This window comes from Brunnivagina elsteri CCALA 953, from assembly GCF_002289455.1.
GTDB classification, from domain to species: domain Bacteria; phylum Cyanobacteriota; class Cyanobacteriia; order Cyanobacteriales; family Nostocaceae; genus Brunnivagina; species Brunnivagina elsteri.
This window is the reverse complement of sequence record NZ_NTFS01000615.1, coordinates 1-2609: the sequence shown is the minus strand read 5'-3', so window position 1 is coordinate 2609 and position 2609 is coordinate 1. Positions and strand designations below refer to the sequence as shown.

Here is a 2609-nt window from a genome sequence, read left to right as displayed (position 1 = left end):
GCGTTCGCGTTTAATTTCCCTTTACTTTCTCATGATTTATTTATCTTTCTTGGAAGAATAAAAACTGGGATGTACCCAAGATGATTATCGCCTTTGTTACGTTTCTGCTGATTAATCAATCTTAATTGCTGGTTGCTTTTATCGATATACTGTAAAGTCTGATGATAAACATATCGATATAAACTATCTGCATAAATTACCCCTTGACTATCTGCCGCTTCTCCCTTTAAACCACGTATCAAATAATAAGTAAATACTCCATGTCCTAACTCTTTAAACTCCCAAGATAACTGGTTAGTATCGCAGGAAAGTAAAGCATAAAATCCTTTACTTCGAGAAGCTTGTTGTTGCAAATCTTTGACTAATTGCGATGTTGGACTTAACCAAGATTCTTGCATCGCACCTCTTAATGTCATTCCACCACTATGGCAAGAATCTAACCAAACTAACTGACTTTGAGATGCACAATTACTTAATAATTGTAAAACTTCTTGTACAGCTAAACCCGTATTTCCTAAGTTAGACTTTTGGGTATCTGCCAAACACAAAAAAGCTTGACCTGTATTTGGTTCTAATATTCCGTGCCCAGAAAAGTAAAATAAAATGGTATCAATAGGTTGAGCCGCAGTTGTTATTTGTTGCAAACTGTTACGGACATTTTCTAATACAGGCAACTGCGATGCATAATCATGATAAATTTTTAACTCGGTCTGTGTAAACTCTGTACTCGCTTCAATTAATGCCGACCCTAACCCCTGACAATCTTCCGCCGAATAATTCAAACTGGATATTTCCGTGTCATTATATCCCTTGACACCAACCAGTAGCATCCACAATTTAGGTGTAGATGCTTTAGAACGACTGCTAGGGCGGGCAATGGGAGACATATGAATTCATCGGTTGGATTAATATTATACTTGGTTTCTCTCAATGAACTTTGATAAATTCGGGATACCTGCGACAGGCAATTCAATTATTAAGCAAACCTTAAGCGACGCGGAAACTACCACTGTACGCGATCGCGGGACTGAAACTTTACACTCGTATTTTTCGACGTGATAGAAGTAGTTGTCACCAGTGGAAGTATAAATAAATTAGAAACCTACAGAAGTTTGGGAGTTCCAGAGGCTTGATTTTGGCAATGCGATCGCCGAGTTTAATATTTTTTTTCATATTCGTTTACTTTGCCAACAACCTCGCTTTCTGCAAGCGTGAAATCAATCCAGGACGGCTACTATAATCAATTTGCATCTGCTTAATACTAGTTTGAAATTCCTCTAATTTCCCCTGATACTCAGCCAAATCCCTTAAATCAACCAAATGTGCAACAGCTTGATTGTAGGGTTTTGATTGCTTGAGTGTAATCAACTCAAATATTTGTTCCCAAACTTTATCTTTCTTCTTTGCCAATGCTTCTAATTTTTGTATTTTTGCTTGACGTAAAGCTTCTTGTTCTTTTTTCCTGCGTTGGTTAATTTCTCCTTCTGCAAGTTTTAGTAATTCCGAAAGCGTGCGTCTGGGAGTGTTGTTATTAATACGAACTTCTCTTTTCCCTGCGAATTCCCGTAATCTATTAGTTAGCTGCATCCCAACATGAGATTCACCCTTGATTAGTTGAACTAAAAAATCATTTTTTTCGCGTTCGCTCAATTTTGGAATTAAATCCTCTAAAGATTCCTCCTCTTCTTTCTGGAATTCACTGGCTTTCGCTGCTCCTACAATCAAATCCTGCTCAAGTTCCAAGAAATCAATCAAAACTAAGAGTGAATTTGGTAAATTATTCAAATTCGCAGGTACGGGAGGTTCGATATAATCTTCTTCTTCTGGATCGAAATATATTGGTGCTGCTTTGAGCCAAGCAAGATAAAAACTTCGCAAGTCTCCTTGCAATAAATCATTGCGTAACGATACCATGTCAGATAAATAGCCCTCACCGCTATCTATCCAGTGACTCATCTCTTCATCATGAATATTTATATTTAGGATTACAAAATTTTTTGTACTGGAAACAATAATTCTATCTGGAAGATAGTAGGGTTCAAATACATCTGCGTTAATTAACGACTTAGGAAAGCGAAACATTAATTGTCGAGAACCCCAACTTGCCATATAAAGCATGACATCAAAGCATTTTTCCAACATTTCCTGGGAATTACCACGAAAATCACCATAGTTGTAAACAAACTTTGCTTGGGTTGATGTCAGTTCTACTCGACTGGAAAGACTCTCAACATAGGCTTTTTCTGTGGCATTTAAAGGTCGATCTAATGCCAGAAACTCGTAATATTGATATTCGCTCACAGCACCCTCCTCACAGTTGTCTCTATTTCAATATATAACGTGATGGGCTTCGGTTTTAAGAAAAAAGCGATACCTACGGTAAGCTACGCTAACGCAAAGCAGTAAACACCCCACGTCATCACACTTAATTCATGCCAAGACACAACAATCAAGATATAAATTAGCACTCGCAATAATTGAATTTGTCTATAATTTGCCGTGTTTTTTGCGATTTATACTGAAAATTTCAATTCTACCGCAAAATTTATTACTAGTAATGGTGATAACTTGATGAAGCAATACGATAATGCGATCGCTAATGCATATCC

The 2609-nt window shown here is 37.1% G+C and carries 1 protein-coding gene and 1 pseudogene; both read right to left on the bottom strand.

What is annotated here, in order from left to right:
• Window positions 1–77 precede the first annotated feature (77 nt).
• A pseudogene (locus CK510_RS29095) lies at window positions 78–887 on the bottom strand (caspase family protein); the annotation flags it as partial.
• A 292-nt stretch (window positions 888–1179) separates the two neighbouring features.
• Window positions 1180–2301 carry a hypothetical protein gene (locus CK510_RS29090; RefSeq protein WP_095724938.1) on the bottom strand — a complete coding sequence of 374 codons (1122 nt, stop codon included), beginning with the start codon at window positions 2299–2301 and terminating at the stop codon, window positions 1180–1182.
• Window positions 2302–2609: the final 308 nt, after the last annotated feature.